The sequence below is a fragment of the Companilactobacillus sp. y65-5 genome, assembly GCF_057541095.1.
Map to the genome: position 1 here is coordinate 541,100 of NZ_BAAJOA010000001.1, position 26,593 is coordinate 567,692.

General features: G+C 35.9%; 25 protein-coding genes. 8 read left to right on the forward strand and 17 right to left on the reverse strand.

Annotation, left to right across the window (positions count from 1 at the left end):
* The first annotated feature begins 99 nt into the window (after positions 1 to 99).
* Complete coding sequence (locus AC27FM_RS02810; protein ID WP_487085810.1) at positions 100 to 813, forward strand: alpha/beta hydrolase; 714 nt, start codon at positions 100 to 102, stop codon at positions 811 to 813.
* A gap of 189 nt (positions 814 to 1,002) precedes the next feature.
* Here AC27FM_RS02810 and AC27FM_RS02815 read toward each other — a convergent pair whose 3' ends face one another.
* From AC27FM_RS02815 to AC27FM_RS02835, 5 genes are all read right to left on the reverse strand, one after another.
* Positions 1,003 to 2,061: a permease gene (locus AC27FM_RS02815; RefSeq protein ID WP_487085811.1), complete on the reverse strand. Its 1,059-nt coding sequence runs from the start codon at positions 2,059 to 2,061 to the stop codon at positions 1,003 to 1,005.
* A gap of 144 nt (positions 2,062 to 2,205) precedes the next feature.
* A complete protein-coding gene (locus AC27FM_RS02820; RefSeq protein WP_487085812.1) occupies positions 2,206 to 2,718 on the reverse strand; it encodes a uroporphyrinogen decarboxylase/cobalamine-independent methonine synthase family protein in 513 nt (170 codons plus the stop codon).
* 6 nt (positions 2,719 to 2,724) lie between these two features.
* Positions 2,725 to 3,369, reverse strand: coding sequence for a hypothetical protein (locus tag AC27FM_RS02825; protein WP_487085813.1), 645 nt, complete (start codon positions 3,367 to 3,369; stop codon positions 2,725 to 2,727).
* Positions 3,370 to 3,483: 114 nt separating this feature from the next.
* Positions 3,484 to 3,819: a sulfurtransferase-like selenium metabolism protein YedF gene (gene yedF / locus AC27FM_RS02830; protein WP_487085814.1), complete on the reverse strand. Its 336-nt coding sequence runs from the start codon at positions 3,817 to 3,819 to the stop codon at positions 3,484 to 3,486.
* Between the two features lie 223 nt (positions 3,820 to 4,042).
* On the reverse strand, positions 4,043 to 4,600 hold the full coding sequence (locus AC27FM_RS02835) for a TetR/AcrR family transcriptional regulator (RefSeq protein WP_487085815.1): 558 nt from the start codon (positions 4,598 to 4,600) through the stop codon (positions 4,043 to 4,045).
* A 148-nt stretch (positions 4,601 to 4,748) separates the two neighbouring features.
* Between AC27FM_RS02835 and AC27FM_RS02840 the strand changes: the two genes are divergently transcribed.
* From AC27FM_RS02840 to AC27FM_RS02850, 3 genes are all read left to right on the forward strand, one after another.
* Entirely contained in the window at positions 4,749 to 6,188 is a 1,440-nt protein-coding gene (locus tag AC27FM_RS02840) for an MDR family MFS transporter (protein ID WP_487085816.1), read from the forward strand.
* Positions 6,185 to 6,889 (forward strand): DUF4811 domain-containing protein, encoded by a 705-nt coding sequence (locus AC27FM_RS02845; RefSeq protein ID WP_487085817.1) that lies wholly within the window; start codon positions 6,185 to 6,187, stop codon positions 6,887 to 6,889. Before AC27FM_RS02840 ends, AC27FM_RS02845 begins: the two co-directional genes overlap by 4 nt.
* Before the next feature lie 568 nt (positions 6,890 to 7,457).
* A complete protein-coding gene (locus tag AC27FM_RS02850; protein WP_487085818.1) occupies positions 7,458 to 8,093 on the forward strand; it encodes an Ltp family lipoprotein in 636 nt (211 codons plus the stop codon).
* 213 nt (positions 8,094 to 8,306) lie between these two features.
* Here the strand turns inward: AC27FM_RS02850 and AC27FM_RS02855 are convergent, their stop codons facing one another.
* The 6 genes from AC27FM_RS02855 to AC27FM_RS02880 form a co-directional block, all read right to left on the reverse strand.
* Positions 8,307 to 9,242, reverse strand: a complete 936-nt coding sequence (locus tag AC27FM_RS02855) for an NADP-dependent oxidoreductase (RefSeq protein WP_487085819.1) — start codon at positions 9,240 to 9,242, stop codon at positions 8,307 to 8,309.
* A 217-nt stretch (positions 9,243 to 9,459) separates the two neighbouring features.
* Positions 9,460 to 9,621 carry a hypothetical protein gene (locus AC27FM_RS02860; protein ID WP_487085820.1) on the reverse strand — a complete coding sequence of 54 codons (162 nt, stop codon included), beginning with the start codon at positions 9,619 to 9,621 and terminating at the stop codon, positions 9,460 to 9,462.
* Between the two features lie 239 nt (positions 9,622 to 9,860).
* Positions 9,861 to 10,355: a GNAT family N-acetyltransferase gene (locus AC27FM_RS02865; protein ID WP_487085821.1), complete on the reverse strand. Its 495-nt coding sequence runs from the start codon at positions 10,353 to 10,355 to the stop codon at positions 9,861 to 9,863.
* 86 nt (positions 10,356 to 10,441) lie between these two features.
* Positions 10,442 to 12,433: a polyphosphate kinase 1 gene (gene ppk1, locus AC27FM_RS02870; RefSeq protein ID WP_487085822.1), complete on the reverse strand. Its 1,992-nt coding sequence runs from the start codon at positions 12,431 to 12,433 to the stop codon at positions 10,442 to 10,444.
* A 510-nt stretch (positions 12,434 to 12,943) separates the two neighbouring features.
* Positions 12,944 to 13,561: an NAD(P)H-binding protein gene (locus AC27FM_RS02875; RefSeq protein ID WP_487085823.1), complete on the reverse strand. Its 618-nt coding sequence runs from the start codon at positions 13,559 to 13,561 to the stop codon at positions 12,944 to 12,946.
* A gap of 9 nt (positions 13,562 to 13,570) precedes the next feature.
* Positions 13,571 to 14,227 carry a nitroreductase gene (locus AC27FM_RS02880; RefSeq protein WP_487085824.1) on the reverse strand — a complete coding sequence of 219 codons (657 nt, stop codon included), beginning with the start codon at positions 14,225 to 14,227 and terminating at the stop codon, positions 13,571 to 13,573.
* Between the two features lie 153 nt (positions 14,228 to 14,380).
* Between AC27FM_RS02880 and AC27FM_RS02885 the strand changes: the two genes are divergently transcribed.
* The 3 genes from AC27FM_RS02885 to AC27FM_RS02895 all read left to right on the forward strand — a co-directional run bounded on the left by AC27FM_RS02885 (position 14,381) and on the right by AC27FM_RS02895 (position 17,346).
* Complete coding sequence (locus tag AC27FM_RS02885; RefSeq protein ID WP_487085825.1) at positions 14,381 to 15,460, forward strand: helix-turn-helix domain-containing protein; 1,080 nt, start codon at positions 14,381 to 14,383, stop codon at positions 15,458 to 15,460.
* A gap of 103 nt (positions 15,461 to 15,563) precedes the next feature.
* A complete protein-coding gene (locus tag AC27FM_RS02890; protein ID WP_487085826.1) occupies positions 15,564 to 15,995 on the forward strand; it encodes a pyridoxamine 5'-phosphate oxidase in 432 nt (143 codons plus the stop codon).
* A gap of 25 nt (positions 15,996 to 16,020) precedes the next feature.
* The gene (locus tag AC27FM_RS02895) at positions 16,021 to 17,346 is read left to right on the forward strand and encodes a replication-associated recombination protein A (protein ID WP_487085827.1); all 1,326 of its coding nucleotides are present in this window, start codon (positions 16,021 to 16,023) and stop codon (positions 17,344 to 17,346) included.
* Between the two features lie 50 nt (positions 17,347 to 17,396).
* On the opposite strand, the gene AC27FM_RS02900 is transcribed toward AC27FM_RS02895, so the two are convergent.
* From AC27FM_RS02900 to AC27FM_RS02910, 3 genes are all read right to left on the reverse strand, one after another.
* The gene (locus tag AC27FM_RS02900; RefSeq protein WP_487085828.1) at positions 17,397 to 18,893 is read right to left on the reverse strand and encodes a YfcC family protein; all 1,497 of its coding nucleotides are present in this window, start codon (positions 18,891 to 18,893) and stop codon (positions 17,397 to 17,399) included.
* Between the two features lie 217 nt (positions 18,894 to 19,110).
* A complete protein-coding gene (locus AC27FM_RS02905) occupies positions 19,111 to 20,295 on the reverse strand; it encodes a M20 family metallopeptidase (protein WP_487085829.1) in 1,185 nt (394 codons plus the stop codon).
* Positions 20,296 to 20,306: 11 nt separating this feature from the next.
* Positions 20,307 to 21,803, reverse strand: a complete 1,497-nt coding sequence (locus AC27FM_RS02910) for a YfcC family protein (protein ID WP_487085830.1) — start codon at positions 21,801 to 21,803, stop codon at positions 20,307 to 20,309.
* A 94-nt stretch (positions 21,804 to 21,897) separates the two neighbouring features.
* On the opposite strand from AC27FM_RS02910, the gene AC27FM_RS02915 reads away from it, so the two are divergent.
* Positions 21,898 to 22,752, forward strand: coding sequence for a LysR family transcriptional regulator (locus tag AC27FM_RS02915; RefSeq protein ID WP_487085831.1), 855 nt, complete (start codon positions 21,898 to 21,900; stop codon positions 22,750 to 22,752).
* Between the two features lie 114 nt (positions 22,753 to 22,866).
* Here the strand turns inward: AC27FM_RS02915 and AC27FM_RS02920 are convergent, their stop codons facing one another.
* From AC27FM_RS02920 to AC27FM_RS02930, 3 genes are read right to left on the reverse strand one after another with little or no spacing between them, the layout of a single operon-like run.
* On the reverse strand, positions 22,867 to 23,646 hold the full coding sequence (locus AC27FM_RS02920; protein ID WP_487085832.1) for a hypothetical protein: 780 nt from the start codon (positions 23,644 to 23,646) through the stop codon (positions 22,867 to 22,869).
* 49 nt (positions 23,647 to 23,695) lie between these two features.
* A complete protein-coding gene (locus tag AC27FM_RS02925; protein ID WP_487085833.1) occupies positions 23,696 to 24,550 on the reverse strand; it encodes a GGDEF domain-containing protein in 855 nt (284 codons plus the stop codon).
* On the reverse strand, positions 24,540 to 26,573 hold the full coding sequence (locus AC27FM_RS02930) for a cellulose biosynthesis cyclic di-GMP-binding regulatory protein BcsB (protein ID WP_487086069.1): 2,034 nt from the start codon (positions 26,571 to 26,573) through the stop codon (positions 24,540 to 24,542). Before AC27FM_RS02930 ends, AC27FM_RS02925 begins: the two co-directional genes overlap by 11 nt.
* Between the last annotated feature and the right edge of the window lie 20 nt (positions 26,574 to 26,593).

A 26,593-nucleotide genomic window follows, 5' to 3' on the forward strand; every position in this document is an offset into this window, starting at 1 on the left:
GTTGGATAATTTTATTTAATTAAGAGTATTATCATTGTTTCAAGTAAACTATGATAATACAATAGACTTAACAAATGCTTCGAATAAGGAATAATCACCATGAAAAAAGTTTTTAAATGGATAATCGGAATCATCATTGCATTGATAGTCATTGTCAGTGCCGCCTTCATAATCACAAAACACCTCGAATACCAACCATCTGATGCAGCAATGACCGATTCTGAATCGAGTACGAATATGGCTGACACAGTGAAATTTCAAGGTGATGATAGTAAACCAGCGATAATATTCTACCCTGGTGCCCTCGTTGAACCCAAGAGTTACAGTATTTGGGCTTCCACGCTCGCGAGAAACGGATACACTGTCTATGTCTGCAAATTTCCACTTGATTTAGCGGTAGTCGATGCCAATGCGGCGAAACGAGTCCAAAACAATCAACCATATATTATTGGTGGTCATTCACTAGGTGGGACGATGGCAGCTCGATACGCCAAGAAGAATTCTAAAGAGCTCCGTGGTGTATTCTTCTTAGCTAGTTATCCTGAGAAAAAAGGTAACCTGCGTAATATTAAAGAACCTGTTCTCTCAATAACCGCCAGTCAGGATGGTGTTCTGAATAAGTCTAATTACAAAAAAGCAAAAAAACTACTCCCACAATCTACTACCTATATCGAAATAAACGGTGGTAATCATGCCGGATTTGGAAGCTATGGTAAACAAAAGGGTGATCGAAAAGCTAGCATCAGTAATGCGGATCAACAAAAAGTCGTTGCCGATATACTCTTGCGATGGCTCAACGGTAAAATAAAATAAAAAGAGTCTAAATCAAATCGTCTTGGTGAGATATTTTAGACTCTGGGCACACTCGAAAGAGTGTGTCTTTTTTATGCCATTATCAAATTAATTTTGACAAAGAAAATGAAAACAAAAAAACTGATATTGGTTTTCACCAATACCAGAAAATTTAGACCCTCAATTTGGACTTAAACTTAAATTAATTATTTATAAAACTACCATACCCACTAATCCAGCAACTAAACCAAAGGCAAAGACGCTGGCTGCGGTGATACCCAAACTCTTCCAACTTAAAACTGGTTTTAGCAATGCCAATGAAACGATACTTACAGCTGGTAAAGTCATCAACAATGCTGCTGTTGGACCTGATGTTAATCCCAAAGCCATAAGTGCTTGAATAATTGGAATCTCACCTGCAGTTGGGATTACAAAGATTGTACCAACTAAGGCAAATAGGATAATAGCTAAAACTCCACTACTCAATCCATTTTGAATTGCTGGGAACAAAACTCCTTCAAAAGTACCTAACAAGAAGACAATGACTACGTATGCTGGAATACTTTCGATAATTAAAGTATAAAAAGCTTTCCACCAACGTTTCAATAAACCTTCTGCGTTTTCATCAACAGGATCAAAATCCACACCCTCAGGAACTTCGACCTGTTTATTTGTACTAAGTTTACCAACCAGCGTAGCAATACTTAATACCATTAAAATACCAAAAATAATTCTGAAAATAGTATATTTCCAGCCCAAGACTAATCCCATGAAAATCAAAGTAGCTGGATTCAACAATGGATTAGCTAAAAAGAATGCCATAATACTGTTAACTGATGCCTTTGATCTCGATAGTCCAACCGTTACAGGAGCTGAACAACAAGTACACATCATTGTTGGAACTCCCATTAATGTTCCAATCAATGTATTTCTAAATTTAGTTCCGCCAAGATATCTACGTACCCAACGAACAGGAATCAAAACCTGTACTAATGATCCAACTATAATAGCTACAGCCAAAGCTTTCCATACAGACAAGAAATAAGCAATGGTAAAAGTATAACCTGTTTTTAATGAAAAACCGGCTGACTGAGTTCCAACCCCAGCAATGATCGAATCTCCAACCGAATGCGTTGAAGCTGCTGCGATAGCTTTACCATAGTAAGGCCACCATTTAACATAAAAAATACCAGCAATAAAAATGACAAAGAATAATACAGCAAAAATTATTTGCTGATTATTACGATGATTTGAAACTTTCTGTTCCATATAAATCCCCCCAAAATAATAATTATAAATCCGCTTTCAGTAATCAGTATAGCACTTTCGTTTAGTAAACAGCCCACTAGGTTGAAAAGTTTTTCACAAATAAACAAAAAAATCTACTAAATATTTAGTAGATTTTTTTATTTCTTAGCAATGTTTTTGACGAAGAATATCAGCGGCAGCTGACATGGCCTTCATCTTTTGCTCAATAACGTCATAAGAATTTAATGAGCGACTTGAAAATGTTGCAAAACCACAATCAGGATTTAACCAAATTCTTTCTGGAGGGAGGTATTCTAAGGCTTTTTCAGCTGAACTTACAATTGTATCTACATCTTCGACTTTTTCACTTCTTGGATTTACAACACCTAATCCTAAAGTGATCTTATCGCTTAAATCATTGTTTTCAAACAAGGCCGAAATATCTCCAGCTCTTGGAGTAGAAAATTCCAAGGTCAGCATATTAGCATCAATAGATTCGAAAAACTTCCCTAGTTTGTCGTATGAACCTGAAAGTAATGTTTCTTCATTGGTTGTCCAATTACCACGACAGACGTGAATCGATCCCTTGGTATTAGTTCCATTAATTTCAGCAAATAATGGTGCAATTAAATCATGAGCAAAATTCAATTCTCGGTCAACCTTGACCTTTGCAGACAAAGCACCTCAATAAAATGAATTTTTGGAATCAGAATTATTAAAAACGATATCTGACAAGATTGGTTCATCAATTTGAATGACATCAACTCCGATATCAATCAATCGATGGATTTCGTTTTTCAATAATTTAACTACGTCATCACCTAAATCGGCCCGACTATCATAGACCTCTCCGGAAACATCAGGCAACCACATTGATCTAGTTAATAAATATGGGCTAGGTAATGTAGCCTTAATTGGATGATTTGTTAGTGATTTGAGACGTTTGATTTCTTCATAGTCTAAAACACTCTCAGTACCAATTTTATCCACTGCAACTGGATTATGAATTTTACTATCATCAGCATCCATGGATTTAACACTTTTTTCAAAGTTTGTTTCGTCGCTAGTTTTTTTAGCCATTTCATTTAGCGACATTAATTTTACACCCTTAACTTTATTAGCCACGAAGGACATATAATTATCACGAGATAATTCACCATCGACAATTACATCGATACCAGAATTTTCTTGTAAATTAACAACATTCTCGGTATCTCTTAATAAAGTTTTTTGAAACATGTCCGTATTACCATTTTCACGAGCATCTAACAACTCGGTACTTCTTGGCATACTTCCCATTAAAGAAGTTGTGAACGGTTTGAACTTCACGGTAAATCCTCCCTTCATTCAATTCAGAAATTAGTCATATCACATAATAACACCATAAAGCAACTAAGACTTTATGGTGTTATTTATGGTTGTAACAAATATTTAATTAGTTTTTTATGGAGTTACCACAATGTTATCTGATGCCATAATATCTACTACTTCTGGCATAGTTGTTACGCCACCAACACCTAATTGATCAGCAATATCAAAGTAATCTAGGCAAATTCCACATGAAAGAACGTTTACGCCACTCTTCTCAAGTTCTTTTAAGTCGTTTAATGCTTCGGAATTCTTCTTAGCTAGCTTTACTCCAGTTCCATACATTACCAAATTCTCTGGTTTTTCCTCTTTTTCAGTTAAAGTATGGATAAATGCCGTCATCAAATTCTCAGTTAATGCTTTGTCCCCATTTCCCATTTCGTTGTTGTTCAGTACAACATCGTAAGCCATAATATTCCCTCTTTTCTTTGATTTACAAATTTATTGTATCACAATAAATAAAAATAAAAGCGTTTTCAGTAAATTAATTTATTTTATCTTACTTACTTGCCCAAGGAATCTAGCAAAAATAATATTTTGTGAAAAAATATTCAATATTCTATAATAATTTATTAAAATCTTGCTGAACCTTTGCCATCGCTGTGTACTTTTTTATAAAATTAAATATTTTAACTTATTTCATATGGACATTTTTAATTGCCAAATGCATGGTTTCCTCAAATCGTAAATTAATCTCTTCATCTGAAATTTTAAAGAAGCCGCCAATTTCCTGAGTAATAAATCCGAATAGTGCTGAGCGATAAAGCGTCGACTCCACTCGACTATTAGATTCATCCAACTGTAATGGTGTGAAAACTCCATTGTATAGTTTAACCAAGGCATCATGGGTTTTTATATTATTGAAATTATTTAGATTTAGCAAAACAGGTGTTAACTCTTTATGCCGCAAGCAAGCACTTCTAAATTCATTAGCAAAAGTCATCAATGCTTCATCACCTGAAATACCCACCAACTTTTGAGTTAGTTGCTCTGATATATCAGTTACAAATTGTAAACTAATTTGATCTAATAAATCATTAAGGCTATTCGCATAGTTATAGACAGATTGAGGACGCACATTCAGTGCATCAGCTAAAGCACGGATAGTCAATCCTTCAACTCCCCTGTCTTCTATAATGTTATTTGCTTCTAAGAGAACTTTATCTTTAGTTAAGGTTCTTTTTTTTGCCATTTAATTCACCACTTTACAATAACTTGTCTTAATTATATTCTTAGTTTCCAAAAAGACAAACTGTTATCAGTTGGATATAAACTGTTGACATCAGTTTATTAAAGAATTAGACTGTGCTCATCAGTTTAATAGACAAGAGGCTTTGAACATGTTAGATAATAATGGTAAACCATTTAACAGAATTCTTTTGATGACAGTCTTAATGCTGGGCACATTTTGTTCAGCATTGACGACTAATATGCTGGTTACAGCCTATCCAACTTTGATGGATCATTTCTCAATTTCTAGTTCAACCGTTCAATGGTTGACGACCGGATTTCTATTAGTTATGGGAATTATGATTCCGATCAGTGCATGGTTGATTAATAATTTCAGTTTAAGACTTATTTATATGTCAGCTTTGTCATTCTTTCTAGTTGGTTTAGTTATTAGTTTTACAGCACAAAATTTTAGTATTTTATTATTAGGACGTTTGATTCAAGCAGTTGGTGTAGGAATTACCTTCCCAACTATTCAGACCGTCCTACTGGTCTTATTCCCACCAGAAAAACGTGGATCAATGATGGGGATTGGTGGTATCGTCATCGGCTTAGCACCAGCGCTTGGCCCCACTGTATCAGGATTGATTTTAGATAGTTTAAATTGGAGAGCCTTATTCGGCATTATGATTGTTCCAGTACTATTGGTACTAGTCTTCAGCGGATTTTTAGTTCGTCCTGTAATTGAATTAAAGAAATCAAAAATCGATATCATGGCAATTATTTTATCCACAATTGGATTTGGGAGTCTACTTTATGGATTCTCCGAAGTTGGTCAAAACGGTTGGGGTTCCAAGACCGTTATTATTGGGATCATAGTGGGTATTATATTTATCGGTTTATTCGCTAAACGTGAATGGCCGCAGACTAATCCATTTTTGAATGTAAAATTATTAACTATTAAATCATTTACCGTCGCATCATTTGTTACCGCATTATCCAACACAGCTATGATTGGTGTACAAGTTGTTTTGCCAATGTACTTACAAGATGTTCGCGGTATCACACCCTTGAATTCTGGATTAATTATTTTACCGGGAGCATTGGTATATGGTGTTTTAAGCCTAGTCAGTGGTAATTTATATGATAAAATGGGCGGCCGAAAATTAGCGATGTTAGGAACATTCCTATTAACGTTAGGAACATTGCCTTTTGCCATGCTAACTAGAACCACTCCTTACGCATATGTAATTTGCGAATATATTATCTTAATGGCTGGAGTTGCACTAGTAACCATGCCCATCACGGCAGCCAGTTCGATTGACCTACACGGATTACAATTAAGTCATGGTACTGCGGTTAACAGTACTTTAAGACAAGTAATGACCTCGATGGGTACAGCAGTTCTTGGCAGCGTTCTTACTAACGTTACTAATAATCATGCACCCGCTAAATCTTTATTACATACAGCTCCGCTACTATATCAACAACGAGTTTATGCGGCCGGAATGTCAGGTTTCCATGCAGCCTTCTTAGTTGCAACGGCATTCGGTATAATTGATTTTATCTTTGCCTGCTTTCTCAAGGATAAAAAGGAGGTAGAACAATGATTCTAGTTATTTTATTTATTGGATTAGTCGTTTTCATTTGTGGATTATTGTTTGCTAAGGGATTAAAGAAGCAATTATTAATTGGTGGAATCGGTTTAATAGTCTTAGTTGGTTCAGCCATTTTAATGATTGGAAATGACAACTGGCATTGGGGAATGAAAAAGGTAACTGAATCGCAAACAATCTCCGTCAAAACAGATCAAAAAGGTGTCAATATTTTGCTTTACAAGCAGATAGGTAATAACGAAAAGGTTTATGTATACAAAAATAATAGATCAACTAAACTAAATAAAACTAAGGTTAATTTACATGTTACAAATACGGTAAAAAAGGTAAACTCAACATCGCAGTTGATCCAAAAAAATCAATATTGGAAATACAAGAACAACTTTTACTCTCTTCTATTTCATACATCCGGTGATAAAAAAATCTTTATTAGACAAAATAACACTTTTGAAATTGGTAAAGACTGGATGGTGTTAACAACTAAACAAGCTAAAACCATTCAGAAAAAACTAAACAATGCTAGTTTCAAAAAACAATTAGAGTCTCAAGGAAATACCTATGTTACCAAAGTAGTGACTGAGGCAGTAGAAGCCAATCCTGCAATGTCTACAAGTGAACGTACTGTAATACAAAAACAAGCAACGAAGGCATTTAAGGTATACGTGGAGAAGAAATTATTAGCCAGTTTAAAGTAATTGAGTAGCTTTATAGCTACTTTTTTTATATAACAAAAAGCCTGAAATAAATCCAAGCTGATTTTCGGAACTTTAAAATAGACAACTAATGAAACATACTGGAGAATGACATTATCATTCCCTCCGACCATATTCGTGTCCATCAACTTAAAATAATTAAGTTTTAAATATGATTCCCCAACATCATTAGAAGTTAACCCTTCATAGAAAGGAAAGTTAGATTGACACACAAATCTCCAATAACTTTAGGTAGATAGACCGACTTCTCCAATTGTTCCTTGGCATCGTTTAAGAATTCTTGTTCAAACATTCTCAGCTAGTATGGTTGTGAGATCAAATAAAAGAACTACTTCATAGTATATATAGTATAAAATAATCCTGTTATACTAATTATATAAAACAGGTTTCAAACAATTTAATTTATTTTTGTTGTCCAAAACTGAAGACAATAAAAGCTGAATATGTTGTTACAGGGGGAAATACTATGACAAGGGGTGAAAGAAGAAGACAATTAAAAAAGCCATTTTATAAACGCATTTGGTTTTGGATTATAACGGTTATCGTTTTAATGATTCTTGTTCCTGTTGGTGGCGGTATTAGTAATAGTAAAAAAAGTTCTAAACCAGATAATATAAAAACATCCAAAATTAAGGATTCTTTCGATAAAAGTGATGATGAAGATTCGTACAGCATGGAAGAAAGCACACCTGAAGTAGACTCCAACGATTCCGAGGAGGATAGCGTTCCTTATGAATATAAATCGGCCTTAATCAAGGCTGAAACATACTCTAGTGGTATGAATATGTCAAAACAAGGCATCTATGATCAACTAACATCTGATGCTGGGGAACAGTTTTCCGCTGAGGCCGCTCAGTATGCAATGGATAACTTGAAGGCAGATTATAATAAAAATGCTTTAAAAAACGGTTTAAATTATGCAGAAACTATGAATATGTCAAAACAAGGTATCTATGAACAATTGTCATCATCATATGGTGAACAATTTACTGCGGAAGAAGTTCAATATGCAGTTGACAATATCAAAGTAGACTACAATGAGAATGCTTTAGCCAAAGCTAGGAGTTACCGAGATGATATGGATATGTCTCCTGATGCGATTAGTGATCAACTCTCTTCTGATGCGGGAGAACAATTCACCGCCGATGAAACTAGCTATGCCATTAGCCACTTGAATGATAACTAGTTTATCAAATCAGAATTATAGCTCTATCTTATAAACGGGCAAAAAGTCATTACCTATATCTACTACCTATATAAAAATAAACGGTAGTAATCATGCCGAATTTGAAATCTATGGTAAATAAAAATCGTTGCCGATACACTTTTACAATGGCGCGACGGTAAAATAAAAATCCATAATGAGTTTTTTGATTAAAAACTCATTATGGATTTTTGCTTATTTCAATATAGCAATTTTACCGAACACGTGGTTATTTTCATAATAGTCTTGAGCATCTTTAACACCAGCTGCATTCAATGGAAAACTCTTTTGAACGCGTAATTGAATCTTACCCTCACTGACTAACTTAATTACCTTGTTCAGTGGATTAGCGAATTTTCCATCCAAGTACATTGCATGCACATCATACTTTTGTGATAAAGCTTCATCCGGTTCCTCTACTAATGAAACTAGGCGACCACCAGTTTTTAATACTTCAAAACTATGTTGATACGTCGAACCACCAACTGTATCGATCACCAAGTCCAAATCGGACAGTAACTCTTCGAATTTCTCAGTATGATAGTCTAGAACTCTGTCAGCACCTAATTCGATCAAATCATCAATATTGCGCGGGCTTGCAGTAGTATAGACTTCTGCTCCGACGTTTTTGGCTAATTGAATCGCCATCGACCCAACACCACCTGCTCCACCGTGAATCAAGACTTTTTCGCCAGACTTCAATTCACCTAAGTCAAATAAAGCATTGAATGCAGGAGTTGCAGTCATTGGTAAAACGGCAGCGTTTTGAATTGAAACATTCTTCGGAACTTTGATAGCCTTGCTTTGACCTAGAATGGCCATGTCAGAGTACGCCCCAAAGCCTTTGACACCAACCATCCCGCATACTATATCACCGATTTCAAAATCACTTACTGCTGTACCTTTTTGGATAACTTCACCGACAACGTCTGTTCCAGTGATAGCTGGCATCTCCAAAGATAAGCCATCCTTGAAAACACCTTTGCGTACCTTGATGTCAAATGGTGATACTGAGCTACCAGCTACTTTTAATAATAATTGCTTTGGTTTTAATTCAGGAACATCAATTACTTGATCATGAAATTCACTTGTATCTCCATAATTATCAATCACAATTGCATTTGTTTGCATATTAAAACATCCCTTCCAAATTATTTGTCATAAAAAACATTTCAATCTAACGATAACTAAAAAATAATACATTGTCCAAGAATAAAGAATTTAATAAAAAAAGCCACCTAATGAGTTGTCCGATAATCTCTCCACAAATTTATTGTTCTTATTCGACAAAATGTTTTTTCAAGACCGTTCTAAACGTATGATTCAGATACCTAAACCGAAACACAATTTAATTAAATAATATATCCCAAAGAAGTTCATAGACAATCAAACCCAATGCAACATAGATGGTTAAGCGTAACTTTCTTTTAGCAGATTCATCTTTCTTGATTAGAAAATTAACCAGTCCAATCAGGGAAATTGCGGCAGAAAATATTATTGATTTTATCATTGCACCCCAGCCCTCCTAATAATCGACTTATAAACTTAGAATAGCATAGAAAGGATTGCCTTGCCGTCGGCCTCCTGAAAAAAATAATTAGTAAAGAGGCCAGTCAAAATTAGTATTTGACTGGCCTCTTGTTGTACATATAAATGCTGTAAAAACTTTGTTAATTGCTGGCTATTTGGAATTATAACCACATAATCATCAGATTAATTATTGTATTTCATCTGACAACCACAAAGTGATTATCCCAAATCGATGATTTTTTCCATGTTGTACCATATTTCATTACCATGTGATGAATCGGCGATTCCTCGATTTAAATAGCCGTTTTTCTCATAAAAAGGAATTCTATCTTCCAAACATGTCAGTGAAACACTGGTTCTATGTGCTTTACGAGCGTTATTTTCAAATTCCGTTAATAATTTACTACCAATTCCCTGACCGCGATACTCTGGGTTGATTGCAATAGTAAATATCAACTGGTGACCACCTTCGGCTAAGTTATTGGGGGTGACATCGTACATCTCGTCCAGAACAAATCTCTGTTCAACTGCAGGACCAACTACGAATCCAATCACCTTATTATTGTCATCTCTGATTGTCAAAAATGTATCGTGTAATTTTGACAGTCTTTCGCGATAGGCTTCTTCACTTCCTGCCTCCGCCTCATTGAACCCTAAACGCTCCAAATTCATGATCTCTGTCAAATCATCGATCGTCGCAAGTGAATACTTCATAAAACGCCTCCTGAATCAATACTATAAGTAAATATCATAGCGCAAAAAAAATAGAATTGAAGTAATTTGCTTCAATTCTATCTTTGTTATACATATTTTTTCCATTTGATTCTTCTAAGCCAGGTTTGTTGCGCAGAAGGATTCAGAAATTTCTTACCTTTGAAATACTCGCCATCTTTCGTCAAATAATAGGAATTGGCGGAATCTCTATTGTACATCCTAATGATTTTACTCATTTGATTCTTAGGCTTAGACTCAACGATCGGTACGGCAATCTCAACACGACGGTCAAGATTTCTCGTCATGAGGTCGGCTGAAGAAATCCAGATTTCTGTACTATTATTGCCATAAGTAAAGCTATAAATACGACTATGTTCCAATAACTCCCCAACAATACTCTTGACGACGATATTTTCTTTCTCACCACAAATACCCAGCTTCAAAGAACACGGTCCTCTGACAATCAATCTGAATGGCAAACCTAATCTAGCTGCTCGATAGATTCCGTTGATGATGTCGACGTCAGTCAGTCCATTGACCTTCATAAATACTTCCGCTTTGCCACCACGTAAATAATCCTGCGTGGCTTTTTTTATCTTCATCAGAATCATCCGTTTTAAATCATATGGTGAAGTGACGACCAACTCAAATCCAGAATTCTCCTTACCATCTAGCTCTTCAAAAAACTTCACAGCGTCATTGACATAGCGTTGATTAGACGTATAAAAACTAATATCAGAAAAGATTTTTGCAGTGATGGAATTGTAATTACCGGTTCCAATTTGCACGTAACCTTTTGTTTCTCCTTGACGTATTAAACAAATTTTTGCATGAACTTTGTTTAACCGATCCCCATAATAAACCTTACAGCCAGCTTGTTTCAGCTCATCTGCGACTTCCAAATTATGTGCTTCGTCAAATCTAGCTCGTAATTCAACGACTACTTTCACTTCAATCCCTTTAGAAGCAGCATCCTTCAGCAATTTAACTACTTGTGAATTACCTTCAGTTCGATAAATCGTCATTTGAATACTAGTCGTTTTCGCATCTTTTACAGCAGTTTCAAGAAAGTTTAAGAAGATGCTGAAAGAATCATAGGGATACTGAACTAACAATGACTCTTTGTCCAAATGAGCAAAAATATTTTGATTAGATTTCCAATTAAGACCCTTGAAGGGTGAAAAAACCAAATTGTTCTGACTCTTATAGCGTTTGAATAACTTATCCAAAAATTTAAGGTCCAACGGTCCGGGAATAGCATAAATACTCTTCTTACTCAAACCGAACAGACCAGCAAGAAAACTTCTCCCCTTATGCTCTGGACTGTAAAACTCTACTCGCGTGATCTCTCTAGGTCCACGGTGATTGATATAATCGGTCATCTTATCCAAATATTCATCGTCACCCATGTCAGCATCCAAGAAGTCATACTTCTTATTCTTATCGTAAGTCACGCGATAGACATAAGTCTGTTCGATCTCCAATTCAGTTGCGACCTGAGCTATATTGGCATAGATCAAATCGTCCAACATGATGAAAACGTTGGGTATGCCCGTTTCAACCATCCGATCCAGATCATTAGGTACGGAAACCGTATAATTATTATCCTTTGCGCAGATTAAAAAATTCAAATTACTCTTTGTTTTTCTTTCTGGTGAAAACACTTCGATTGTTAATTTGTTTAAAATTTCTTGTTTAAAAAAATCATTGACGTGATTCTTCTCTGAGAATTCTAATTCGTGATACCTCATAATCTCAAAAGTTCCTTTTTCTTTTAATTCATCTAGTACCAATGCCAACGCCTGATATTGCTTGGTGATGTTACGGGAATTATATTCATAAATAATGCTTAATAATTCCGTCCCGGTCAGGCCAGTACGCTTTTCTATTCGTTTCTTACTGATCATAGTTTGAACATTGTGTAGTCTAACACCAAAAAATTCGTCCAAGTTGTTAGAAGCAATCGACAGAAATCTCAATTTTTCCAACGACGGTACTTTTTTGTTATAAGCCTGATCGATTACTCGATTATCGAATAATAACCAGCTCAAATCCCTATTGTAATATTTATTTACCATTAATCGGTCCCTCTTTAGTTGAATCGTAGTTAGTAAAATATCAAAAAATCATCGGTGGTTATTATTCATATTAATTTATTTTTATATACTATAAAACAACCATAAAAATCAACGATATAAAATTATAAATAAATATGCACCACAAAATTCTGATATAGTTCCTTGATTATCCAACATAGTTTGAACGGTTACGCTCTTTTTGTCAGTATACAATTCGTATATATTAAATATACATGACAAACTTAATCGACTAAAAATAGCTTATATTTAATCTATTTATTAGACCTATAAAACTCGATTTGAAATAATTTAAGTATCATGCAGTATTAATTTCATTTCACTACCCCAAGAATAATATTTTTAGAGTCATTATTTCTACTTTTTTGACCTCTACTTTATGTGGACGATTTGTATGATAATTTAAATGGAAAATAACAATTCTAATAGTAATTAACAACTAATTTAAATTGTATAGAAATAAAAAAATCGACGATAATCGTCGATTTCTCATTAAATATTCTCAACAGCTTCAGAAATATCTTCATCACCTGAACCCATAATTATTACTTTACCGATGGTATTATTCTTATCCAAAACATCTGCCAAGACTTCTGCAACATCTGCTAAGGAATTTTCAGAAGGATTTTTGACGTCAAAATTTGTCTTGCCCGTTGCAGGAGTTTCTGTCAAAACACCTGGTTGTAGAATTGTGTAATCCAAATTAGTATTATTTATCAGCCAAGAGTCGGAAAAATACTTGGCAATATTATAGTCAGTAATTCCAGCTAGATAACTTTCATCCCATCTGTCCTGCTCCAAGGCGAAGGCTGAACTCAATTGAATAAATCGCTTGATACCAGCTTTTTCACTTGCCATCATTGTTTTAACGGCGCCATTGAGATCCGTCTGGAGTAGGTCCTTACCACGTGATCCAGCTACGAAATACACTGCATCATACCCGGACATCAACTTTGTCATCTCAGCTACTGAGGCATGCAAGTCGAATTTTATTGCATCGTTTATTTTTTTACTATTATACGTTCCTGTAACTTCGTTGCCCATATCTTCTAATTTATTAACTAACAATGAGCCAATACGTCCGCTAGCACCAATTACTAAAATTTTCATTATCATTACCTATCTTTCTATTCTCAATATATTTTTTGTCTCGTCGCGCGTACTTCTAAAATCATTGATAACACTGGTATCCTCATATCCTAAGGCAATACCCATGATCAACTTTTCACTGTTGTTTAAATCAAAAATCTTTCTCAACTCATCTGGATATCGGACTATTTCGTATGCCGGAATCGACTGGATGCCTCGATTGGCGGCGCTCAACATCAACGTCTGTGAAAAGGCACCGACATCAAATATTTCCCAATCATTCAACGGTTCAGTTACGGATAAATAGACTAACGCTGGCGAATTGAATAAGGTCGACTGAGTATTGCCAAATTCAGATTGAGGGATATTATTATTGATCAGATGTTTGATCAATTCGTTGTTCCAGCGACCAATATTGTTCCTAGTATAATCAGCCCAATCATTTCGATGAGCCGTGTTCATATCGGAGTCGCCGGGCATCCCTTGATTACTTAGCTCCAGGTGCTTATTCTTGATCGTCTGCAAGGTAGAACCAGTTGCTACGATCACCTTCCACGGTTGAGCATTTGCCCACGACGGTGCACGCTGAGCTTCTTGAACAATCTCTGACAAAATTTTTTCATCTATCGGCGTATCCAAGAACCTTCGACTTGAATGACGATTATGCAATACTTTTTCAAACTCCATCGTATTCTCCTATCGGTGTGTATTTGGTACACTAACTAGTGACCACTTATTATTACGTGTGTAACTATAACATCAGACATCATCAGATACGACTGGCTGACCGCACACAGATCTATATTATAAGTGTATATTATGCACACCGGAGGGCTGCGAATGTTAAAAGAAGATTTACTGCTAAAATCAATAACTTGTACGACTATTGATCAACTAACTCATCTGATAGGCGATTACTTGGAACAAACGGTCTTGATCATCGACGAAAAAAATAACTTGATAAGTTCAAATACAGAGCAAGTCCCGGTGATAAGTAAAAATTGGCTAAAAAATAGTCATCAGAGTCGATCATTCTTAATAGGTCAAACTGAATATATTAGAAATACTATAAACACGTTCTCATTAAATAATTGGTATTTATTTGTGACCCAGTCCAAAGGCTACCCATTATCCAATGAACAATTGCAGTTAGCTATCAAAATAATTAATAACTTCAACAATCGCTACTCGGTCAACCCTGATCAGAGCGAGTTAAACAGCTTGTTCTCAAACATGCTTGAGAATATCGATTCAATCGATTCATTATCATTTGATAAATTCTTTCCTGAGAGAATGGTTTGTGTAATTGCCATTCCACGAAAAATTAATAGTAATAAGGATCAGTTCATCAATGAATTGCAGTCCCTCGTCGCTCCCATGCCACTAACTGAGAATGCAGAACAAAATCTCATCTTTGTTGCTGGCGAAAGTAAGGTTGACCAGATAACTAAATCACTAGCAGCTCTCGGAAAAAAATATAATCATTATTTCTTTATCTCAGAATCCTACAAGACCATCACACAGACTAATGAGTTTTTAAAAATCTGCAAACAGGCAGTAAAAATGGCTATAAAACTCAATGAAGTAAATATTATAAATTATACATTGAAATATAATATTTATATTATTTTGAATCAAATGACAAATATCGACTTACTCAGAAATACGATGTGTTCACAATTATTACTATTGAAACAATATGACAAACAACATAATTCAGAACTATTTAACACGCTCTTTGAATATTTGGAGTCTGATGGAAAACTAGGTCATACTGCTGAAAAAATGCATTTGCATCGAAACAGTCTTTCTAAACGCTTGAATAAAATAAATGATTTGATTCCAATAAATTATGATGACCCCGACAAAATATTCGGTCTCAGATTAAGTTATAGAATTTTTAATTACCTTGAGTACTAGCACCACTGGATTGTGATAAACTTCACGCAAACGTACGTTCAATGTTGCTATAAAATACGTTATAATCAGGTAATAAAGACATTTTACGAAGGAGCAAATCATCATGAACATTTCTCTATTAAAAGACGTCACTAGAAAAACAAATAAGATTGCATTGAGCACATCGGTGGACAATATCTCCAATGTTAAAATCGTCAATTTTATTTGGCTTGAAGAACAACCCAACACTCTATTCTTCTCATCGGTCGTGGGTACTCCTTGCATAACTGAATATGAAAAAGCCCAAAGTGTGTCATTCATCAGCATTCCCAATAGTGATATGATCGGTAATCCATACATTCGTTCCCAAAATGCATCTATCCAAAAATCAGACAAAACTATGATAGAATTACTTCCAAAGTATCTCGAAACTGTACCTAATTATCAAAAAGTCTGGGATTTAATTGGACCAAAACTAGAAGTTTTTGAACTACAATTAGACGACGTCTACGTTGACCCCGGCTTAGACAAAGAAAAAGTTACTTTTAGTTTCTAAAATCATTCATGAGAAGGAGGATATCATGAAGCAGGAATCATTATTCGCATCTGCAAATGAGCAAAATACTCCTCTGGCAAATCGTATTAGACCCAACAATTTAGATGAATTCGTTGGTCAACAGCAATTGATCGGAAAAGGAAAAATCCTTCGAGAAATAATCGATGAGGATAAGCTATCTTCGATCATTCTTTGGGGTCCTCCTGGGGTTGGAAAAACTACTCTAGCACATATAATCGCTGAAAAAACCAAATCAAATTTTGTTACCTTCAGTGCGGTCACAAGTGGTATTAAAGAGATCCGTAAGATAATGGAAGAAGCCGAAATGAATCGTGAAATAGGACAACGCACGATCGTTTTTATTGATGAGATCCATCGCTTCAACAAGGCTCAACAAGATGCTTTTTTACCATTCGTTGAAAAAGGCAGCATCATTCTGATCGGCGCGACGACGGAAAACCCCTCGTTTGAGATCAATTCCGCCCTACTCTCTAGGTGCAAGGTCTTCATACTGAAGTCACTGACCGAAGATGACATTATTCTTCTAATACATAATGCACTAAACAATAAACTGGCATTTCCCAATTTAACAGTCCACATCGATGATGAGAGTATCAAGATAATTGCTGAATTCGCTAATGGCGATGCACGTTCAGCACTGAATACCCTTGAGATGGCTGTACTGAATGGCAACAAGAAAAACAATATTGTTTCTATCAATGCTCAAACTTTGAGTGAGACGATCAATACCAAGTCACTTCGTTACGATAAAAAAGGCGAAGAACACTACAATATTATTTCTGCACTACACAAATCCATGCGTAACAGCGACGTTGATTCAGCGATTTACTGGCTTCACCGAATGATGGATGGTGGAGAGGACCCCTTGTACATTGCTCGTCGATTAGTCAGGTTTGCCAGTGAAGACATCGGCTTGGCTGACACCAGAGCATTGTCACTAACTGTTGACGTCTTTCAAGCTTGCCAATTTATCGGTATGCCTGAATGTAACGTTCATTTGACTGAGGCGGTTATTTACTTATCGTTAGCTCCAAAATCTAATGCTGTCGATGTAGCGCACCAAAATGTTGAAAGGGATATTAAAAAGTTCGGTAACTTGCCAGTTCCATTGCAAATACGCAATGCTCCAACTAGTCTGATGAAAGACCTTGATTATGGAAAAAATTATCAATACGCCCATGATACGAGCGATAAAATCACGACTATGAAGACTAATCCACCTGAAATAAGTGGACATGAATACTATCAACCAACCGAACAAGGTAATGAGCAACGTTTCAAACAGCGACTCGCGTATATTAAAGAATGGCATAAAAAAAATGACAAATAAAATGGGATTGAAGCAACCACGCTTCAACCCCATTTTTTATTTTGATGATTTTAAGATAGCGCCGTCGCAATAGATAGAACTGAAATTACAATAATAAAAATTATAATTAATAAATTGCGATTGAACTTAAGCCAGGTGCTGTAATTAACATGTGATAATCCTAATGCACCGAGTAAAATTGCATTAGCTGGACTGATTAAATTCATAGTTCCACTACCAGCTTGGAATGCAGTAACAACGATATCTCTTGGCACATTCGCAAAATCTGCCAAGCCACTCATTATTCCCATCGTTGCCGAAGCTAGACCGGAAGTTGAATAAATCAAAAATGACATTGGAATATAGAATATATAAGTTAAAACTGAGAATAATATCGGTGGTAATTTACTCAAGTACATTTCTCCCCAATGTAGAATTGTGGCGGTCATATTTCCATCATTCATAACTACTTGAATTCCTCTCGCAAGGGCCACGATTAAAGCAATTTGCACCATATCTTTGGCCCCATTGACAAAATGCTTAGCAATCTCGGACTCAGTCATATTGAAAGAAAATCCTATTATCAACGCCATTAGTAAGAATAAAATAGTTATTTCAGTGAAGTACCAAGTTCCAAGAGCTGGGAAATCTTCACCTAAGATGTTCCCTAATACCGGTATCTTCAATATGAATTTGTTTAATTTCTCAAAGAAATTAAGATCGGGATTAATATCTGTCCAAGGTATCAAACCGAGAATCATGATTACAAACGTTGTTATAAATAATTTAATAACTAACTTCTGTTTTTTGTTGATTCCGTCTACTTCTACCGGATCAAAAGATTTTTCATCTTCTTCTCTTTGAGAATATACCAATGACTTAGTCGGATCCTTTTCGATTTTTTGAGCATATCTATAAACATAGATAATACCCACGGTAGTTAAGATTACCCACAAAACCACTCTCCAAATGATTCCGTCACCTGGAGAAATACCTGCGGTATGAGAAGCAACACCCGTTGCGAATGGATTAACCGTTGACGATAAAACGCCCATCGTCGAACCAATACAGATGGTTCCCACAGCAACGATACTGTCCAATCCAATACTGTACATAATTGGTAATAAAATTGGATAAAAAGCTATTGTCTCTTCTGCCATACCGAAGCTCGTTCCACCTAAAGAAAAAAGTATCATCAGAACAATGATCAATCTCTTTTCTTTGCCGCGATATTTATGTACTATCGAACCAATTCCTGCGTCCAAAGACTTCGTTGCATTAACTACCCCTAAGAAGCCACCGATTATCATGATAAATAACGATACTGGCATGGCTGCTGAAGTATGCTCATCACCTAACATCCCAATAACTGGAGCCTTGATAATGTCCCATAAACCTTGAGATGAACGTGCAATATGATGATATGTCCCAGGAATCAAATTATTGGATTTATCCACATTATAAGCACCCGCTGGAACGATCCAAGTTAATACAGCAATAATTGCAGTAATAATAAATAAAATACTAAATGCCGATGGCATTTTCCTAGTTTTCGCTTTCATTCCCATCTCCCCTAATATTATTAGCGTTTAGATAGAGTATAGTAAAGATATTTCATTATGGGAACCAACAATTTACTTTTTGGAAATTGATATTGACTGATGAGAATAAATAACTATTTTTCTATCAGAATAAGGTTGCTCATGGCATGAAAAATGTGCATCCTTTCGGGTGCACATTTTGATTTATTGTTTCTAATAATACGATTTAACTCAGTCTCATTACCTAGTGTATTGATTGGTCAAATTCTTCTTTGATCTGACTCAACAGTTCTCGATCACCTAGGGCTTTTAGAATCATTAAACCAATAATCTTGGATCCGGTTAAAATAACTGGATTTACTTTTTCTGGTGATTTCATAATATCAGCCACATCTTTGGTATGCATTGAAAATTCTCGATCAGATATAGCCAACATAGGATGAAAAGCTGGACATAAATAACTGACATTACCAATATCCGAGCTTCCTTCAGCTGGAGCGTTAGGATCCCATTTATGTGGAACGTTCAATTCTGTCATTACTTCATCGATCAATTTGATACCAGTCTGATTAAGATTCATATCATCAAAATCTTCGCCTGTACGTTCATAACTGTATGTAGCTTCTGTGGAAAGTGCAGAACCCTTGATGCAGTTTTCAACTTTTTCAAAAACACTTTCGAGATATTTTTTCTTCGATGCTCTCATATTAATAATCATTTCTGAATTCTCCGGAATGACGTTAGAGGCAGTTCCACCCTTTGTAATAATATAAGACACTCTAGTATCTGGTTTCAATTGCTGTCTGAGCATGTCGATCGAATTAGTAGTGAGAATTGCTGAATTCAATGCATTTATCCCATTCCAAGGTGCAGCAGCCGCATGCGATGGATACCCCTCGAAGTTCACTTTTATCTCGCTCAAAGCGAGGAACTTTGCTGCAGGCATAGTTATATTTGAATTCATATGAATCATGATCACAAAATCATAATCATCAAAGGCACCAGCCTTACCCAGAGTTATCTTGTCACCGACCGTCTCTTCATTGGGAGTTCCGATGAGATCGATCGTTGCTGCTACCTTATCACGCATTTCCCACAACGATAATGCCGCCAGCATGCTCAGGCTACCACTGGCACTATGTCCACATCCATGCCCAATCTCTGGAAGCGCATCGTATTCCATTACGATTCCAATCTTTGGTTCATCAGATTTACCTTCAATTATATGTCCCAAGAAACTAGTTGGCACACCACAATAATTTTCTTCATACTCAATTCCTTTTTCTTTGAGAATCTCAACAGACTTCTCTACTGCCATGAACTCATGACCCGATAACTCAGGATTGTTAGCTAAAAAACTATTCAGATTATATGCCACTTCTTCATTTATAGGTAAAACATTTAAAAAATCTTTTTTCAAATCACTCATGTGTACTCTCCTTAAGATAATATTGTTGCAGTAGATAGGACTAAGATCACGATAAGAAAAATCATGATCAGTAAATTACGATTAAATTTTAACCATGTACTGTAATTTACATGTGCCAAACCTAATGCACCTAGTAAAATCGCATTGGTGGGGCTGATCAAGTTCATCGTTCCATTACCTGCCTGGAAGGCCGTAATAGCAATATCTCTTGGTACATGGGCAAAGTCTGCCAAACCACTCATTATTCCCATCGTAGCTGAGGCTAGACCGGAAGTCGAATAAATCAAGAAGGACATTGGAATATAGAAAATATAAGTTAGGACGGAGAATAGCATCGGTGGTAATTGACTCAAATACATTTCACCCCAATGTAAAATAGTTGCGGTCATATTGCCATCATTCATAATCACTTGAATACCTCTTGCAACTGCCACAACCAAAGCTACTTGTACCATGTCCTTAGCACCGTTAACAAAGTGCTTGGCAATATCTGATTCTGTCATGTTGTATGAGAATCCTATGATCAATGCCATTAGTAAGAACAAGATAGTAATTTCTGTAAAATACCATGTACCTAACGCTGGAAAATCCTTACCTAAAACTGACCCTAGTACCGGTATCTTCAATATAAATTTATTTAACTGTTCAAAAAATGTGAAGTTTGAATTAATATCTGTCCAAGGAATCAAGCCTAGAATCATGATTACAAACGTTGTTATAAATAGTTTTATAACAAATTTTTGCTTCTTATTGATACCATCGACTTCGACTGGATCAAAGGATTTTGCATCTTCTTCCCTTTGAGAATAAACTAATGACTTAGTCGGATCTTTTTCGATTTTTTGTGCATATCTATAAACATACAAAATACCTACTGTCGTTAAGATCACCCACAAAATCAATCTCCAAACAATCCCTTGGCCGGGAGATATTCCCGCAGCCTGTGAAGCAACTCCCGTTGCAAATGGATTAACAGTTGATGCTAACACTCCCATCGTTGAACCAATGCAGATGGTTCCTACTGCAACGATACTGTCCAAACCGATACTGTACATGATCGGTAACAAAATTGGATAGAAGGCGATGGTTTCCTCTGCCATACCATAAGTGGTTCCACCTAATGAAAAGAGTATCATCAAAACAATAATCAATCTTTTTTCTTTACCGTGATATTTACGAACTATCGAACCAATACCTGCATCCAAAGATTTTGTCGCATTAACTACCCCTAAGAATCCACCGATTACTAAAATGAAAAAGGAAACTGGCATGGCGGCTGAAGTTGTTTCATTACCCAGCATTCCAACAACTGGGGCTTTGATAATATCCCAAAATCCTTGTGCTGATTGTTTTATGTGATGATAAGTACCTGGAACCAAATTATTAGATTTGTCTACATTGTATGCTCCCGCTGGTACGATCCACGTTAATACAGCAATAATTGCAATAATAATAAATAAAATACTAAACGCCGATGGCATTTTTTTTGCTTTAGATTTCATTCCCATCCCTCCTAATGACACTAATTTTAAGGTAGAATGTAATAAAATTTATTTCCTTTTTGGAACTTAAAATTTCTTTTTTGGAAAGTAAGGTGTACTAATGATTAATATTAAGCTACTACAAACATTCAAGACGGCAGTTGATCTTGGATCATTTCAAAATGCCGCTAAAAAACTAGGATACAGTAGCTCTACCGTCAGCAAGCATATCAGTGAATTGGAAAATCAAGTCGGATCGGCCCTACTCAAAAATGGTAGTTTAACAAGCGGTCTAACTTCAATAGGCATCCTTACTTACGAATATGCAAACCAATCACTGATAGAATTTGAAAATTTTTCCAACAAAATTGCTAATAACAAAAATATTTTGATCAGAATTGGCGGAATTGACCGTTATTTAGCTGACTATGTTGTCTCCAAGGTGATAGATTATCATGCAAATAATTCAAAAATAATGTTTGATTTGATCGGACAAACTAGTGATGAAACGATTGAAAATTTAAAAAGTGGCAAATTAGAATTGGGAATCATTGTAGATAGATTCATCCCCGCCGACTTCGATAGTGTCGTAATTACCAAAGAGAGTCTAGTCTTAGCTGCATCAGATATTACCTTTAACAAGATTCAACAAGGCAAAATTTTGCAATCAGATCTACCAGTTTTGATCGATAAAAAATCCAGTGCCATTTCTGCTTCTGCTGTCAGCGGATATTCTCATTCACAAAATCTGATCAATGTTGAAAGTGATGACATCGTACTGAAAGGAATCAAGAATAATCTCTGCTTAGGTGTATTGAGTGATGGTTGTTTTACAGACTCGGATAGCATCTCTACCGTTAAAGTATACGAACCTAATGGACCAGTTAGATTAGTTTATCCACACAAAATAACAGAGAATAAAAAAATAAATAATTTCATAAATTCCCTGATTCATCACTTTAAAAATATTAATTAAACGAGTTCCATAATCTGCCTACTCCTTTAAGAAAATAAATATCCTCTTGATAAAATAACAATTATCGAGAGGATATTTTTGCATAAAAAAACTACCAGCCTAACTGGTAGTCGTCTAAAAAATATCGAATATTCCTAAAATTTTAATGAATATCATAGCTAGTAACATACTAAAGATAGCGTGAATCATAAACAAAACTGAGAAACTAGTAAACTGTAACAAATAATCATTCAAAGTATCCATTTTTCCTAAAATAATAAAAATGTTACCGATCACGAATTGAACTACGATCCAAGGTAAAATCCCCTTATTGACTGTTCGAAAATCTGCATCACTCAAATCATATCCAGTGCTTGCGATCATGATGGTCAATACTAAATAAAGAAAAATCATTGGAAAAGTACCATTGGCGAAAGAAGTTTTTAAGTTGTTCAAAACTAATTCAGTGAGTCCACTAACAGTTACCACTGAATCTGCACCGATGCTTGTAAAGTTCAATTGTGCATTCAGTAAATATTTTTGAAGGAAGTACAAGACTAACGAACACATATAATACGGAGCAATTCCAATAAAAAAATTACCTAAGCGTTGATAAATATTGTTCTCATTCCAAGAATGACTGACAGAACCTAATTCACCTGAGTTCTTATAATGAAAGTTTAGCAATTGCACATTAGTCACATGATGCCCAAAAATAAAGGCGAAGATGGCATGTCCTAATTCATGGATAATAACTCCCAGTCCACCGACTACTAGCTGGCTACTGTTGCCTAAATTATTAACCAACATGCCCTTAGTCACATGACCGATCCAAGAAACAACGCGCGCTGTAGCATAAGGAACGACGGTGAACGTAAATATTATTTCTAAAACCCATTTTAGATAGCTTTCCAAAAAAGTTCTCCTTCAAAATGTAGACTTCCGTTAATTATATCATTCCTAACTAAACATCGTATTGTGTTTCACGTATAGCCGCATTCATCAAATCATACGGCGTATTCATCTTTTCAGCATCCCACGAAGCAATCCCAACAACCAACGATATCGCCATAGTCGATAATTCAGGATTGTTTTGGAGACGTTCACTGAATCCTTGCTTCACACGATTGGTGGCGATGGTGGCTCCATCAGCATTGGAAAACAACAATATCGCCCAAGTCGGATCTTCATTATTTAACAAATAAATAATATCGTTAACTCTAGTCTTATCCTTAATTACATCCGTCGTCATCTGCAACAATGACTGCAATTGATTGGGACTCATCATTCGGCGAATATCATTAAAATACCCAATCTTGATCACTGCCGTGGTAACTGGCAATTGAAATCTACGATTGGTTTCAGCATAGATAGCCGTATCCTCAATATACGCCACAGTAGTACGTAAATGAGTCTGTTCATCGAACGCTCCTTGTTCGACCATCGCAGTCCTTAATTCGGCATTGGAATTTTGTAATTTCAATTGATTGTAAGTCATACTATACAACGCCAAGGACAACAGTATCGGCGCTATCATCCAAAAGCTAAGTTGCCAATGAATTTCACTAGCCTTAGCCACATATTGATAAACCATGATCGTTGCCTGTACAGCTATGAACAAAATGTTTGCAATTAAGCTAGGCATGATTCCAAAGAAGTATGTCAACATCAGCAACGCCACTGTACAAAATAAATAAATAACGTTCAATAAGATTTGACCAGACACAGCCATCAATATCGCTGTTGCACTAAAAAGAACTAGAAACATTAACAGTCCCACATCCGCCAAAAGCGATGTTCGTTGATCTTTATTTCCCATCCTTGTGACCTCCGTTCAACAAGCCTTGCTTCCTCATTACTAAGAAGACTGCTGCACCGATCATAACGATCACGACTAATGCCATGATCAAATAAATGATCAATTGTGTATTATCGCTGATCAATTGCTTAGTAGTCAGTGATTTATCAATAGCCTTATCCTTCTTGAAGCGATAGCCGTAGTGAGTATTGTTAGGATCAACTATCAAGCCATCGCCAGAATACTGTTGAATATTCTTCTGAAAATTAATTTGAGTTGAAGCCAGATAAACCGCCGTATCATTGGCACCAGTGACAACTAGCATCCCCCGCTTATCATTGTACGGTGAGCGTAATAATTGAGCCGTTCCGATGGTCTTACCGTAGTCATGCTCGATACTCAATTTTTCATTAGAAATGATCCGGCTAAAATCTTTAGAGTATTTAAAATACAAATTTGAATTTATTTTCTTGATCATTTCATTATTCTTGGGTGTCCCGACTAAAATGACATTTTTATTTTTCAAAATACGCTTACTTGGCATACTAGAATAAAATTGAATATGTCCTGTATTACTCTTAGCAAAACTACCGACTAAATTAAAAATGTTGGTCAGAGTTTTGAAATCTTCATCGCTTAGACTACTTGGCGTGACGACGGCAATATTATCGTAAGTTTGATTATTGATAAATAACGTTGGATAGTTAGTAAACAGTAAGTCATTGCTCCGCTTTGATTTCACGTACATCTTGGAACCTGTATCTAATTCTGCCCATGGCGTTTGGCTATTGTCAGAAGTATCTTGGTCTTTCATCTCCAAATCAAATCCGACGTTGATCGTAAAACTATTTCCCAAACTCAATCCACGTGGAACTTTGAGAGTTAGAGTATCGCCGTCAGCACGTGCAGCGATTAACTTTTTACTTCCAAGCGTGGTGTCATTCACCTTGACAGTAACTAGTGAGCGATTAAAGTTCAAATTCTTACTGTATCTAAACTTCAAATAAACCTCTGAACCATCGGCATTAGAACGATCATTCGGCAAGCTGATCAGATAACTATTCTCGCGATGACCAGCACCTTGATATGTATCAGTGGAGGTAGTAATATTCTTTACCCCATTATCATGTAGGGACGATGTAAATGTCGCTGTTTCATCACTGACGTATTCTGTATCTTTATCAGTCTCCTTCATCAATTCTTGATTGGCAACGAATCTAGCCGCCTTCTTCAAAAGTGAGCCTGACTTAGCCGTAACTATCAGATAGCGCTTATTGCCATCATAGTAAGTCTTGATGACCGCTTGATCGTTCAGATAATTCGCTGAAACTTGTTTCTTCAAGTTGGCAGGAAGATGTCCATACCGTGCTACGACCATCATGTAATCCCCATCTTGAGCATTCAATTGATTCATCTTAACAACTGGGATTTGATCATTTTCAGTCGTGATCACTCGTGACTCACCAGCTAAGGCAATCATACTTGCCGTCAATTCATTAGCAGTTGGATCATTTGCTGTGGCGATTTTCGAATGATTGTATGCAATCGTATCCTGACCAGAAAAATGATCATAAAATGATTTGAGATTGTTGTCAGCATCTTTTAATTGATATTCAAAATTAACATTCGAACCGTTCTCGATCGTCAGCCAATTAGCAGGAGTTTGTGCCAATTGATAATTCTTGTCATTATCTTGACTGAGAATCTGTCCGTCAATTTGTAGCTTGTTACTGCCACCAAGGAGTTCGACTGGTACGTCGATTGCCTCAGATTGACTACCAGTTTTTTTGGACGGTCTGAATGAATAGAACTTCACACCATTCATTGAGACGGTGATGTCAGACATATCACGCGATGCCAACTGGGAAACCTGAAAATTCAAGTTAAACGTCACTTTCTTAACATCCCAATAATCCATCTTAGTCAAATACATATTAGATTCCACAGCACGACCAGACAGAGTTGTTGTGCTGTTTTGGAATTGTTGTGTGTAAGTTTGATTGTCAGCAGCTTTAACATTGGTACCACCAAATATCAGTGTCATAGCAAAACAAAGCGCTATTA